At 61.5% G+C, this 901-nt stretch carries 1 protein-coding gene; it reads left to right on the top strand.

Annotated elements, in window-relative coordinates; all coding sequences use genetic code 11:
- Positions 1-270 precede the first annotated feature (270 nt).
- The coding region (locus HLUSI_RS27760) for a transporter substrate-binding domain-containing protein (RefSeq protein ID WP_016833638.1) at positions 271-901 on the top strand (631 nt) is incomplete at its 3' end.

Here is a 901-nt window from a genome sequence, read left to right as displayed (position 1 = left end):
CCAGCGTCCGCGCGCATGGCGGCCAATTGCGTTTCGGTTACAGCGGCGCGGGCAGTTTCATGGTGGTGCTGAGTTTTCCGGTGCAGTCGGACGGCGCGACATAGAATACAAAGCTACTCAGGCTGCAAGAAAAACAATATGAAAATATCATCATCGATCACCACCCGGACGCAGGCAGCTTGGCTGAAATATCTGCTGCTGTCCGCGCTCATTCCCTTGAGCTTCGCTCTCAATCCAGGCGCACGAGCGCAAACATCAGGAGCCACCGCCATGCAACAAAAAAGCCAGCAAGAAAACGCCGCCCTCTTTGCCCCCGGCGGCACTCTGCGCGCCTCGATCAATCTCGGCAATCCGGTGCTGGCCAGCGTGGACCCGAACACCGGCAAACCGGTCGGCGTCTCGGTGGACCTGGCCGCTGAACTGGCGCGGCGTCTCGGCGTGCCTCTGCAACTGGTGGCGGTCAAGTCGGCCGGCGCTTCGGTGGAAAACATCGAACAGGACAAGGCCGACATCGGTTTTTTCGCCGTCGATCCCAAGCGTGCGCAGGAGATCAGTTTCACCGGTCCTTACGTGCTGATCGAAGGCTATTACGCCGTGCGCGCGGATTCGCCGATCACAACCAACACTCAGGTTGATCAGCCCGGCATCACTGTCGCCGTCGGCAACGGCAGCGCCTACGACCTGTTCCTCACGCGCGAGCTGAAAAGCGCGACGATCGTGCGGATACCGACTTCGCCGGCTGTAGTGCAGGGCTTCCTCGACCAGAACCTGAGCGTCGCTGCAGGCGTCAAACAGCAGCTTGAACACGATGCGGCCAAGGCCGGCGGATTGCGCATCCTCGGCCAGCGCTTCATGGTGATCCGCCAGGCCATGGGCGTGCCGAAAGCGCGCGGTGAAGCCG

The sequence above is a fragment of the Herbaspirillum lusitanum P6-12 genome (assembly GCF_000256565.1).
In the GTDB taxonomy this organism is placed as follows: Bacteria; Pseudomonadota; Gammaproteobacteria; order Burkholderiales; family Burkholderiaceae_D; genus Herbaspirillum; species Herbaspirillum lusitanum.
The sequence above is the reverse complement of the archived record's forward strand: the minus strand, read 5'-3'. Positions and strand labels throughout refer to the sequence as shown.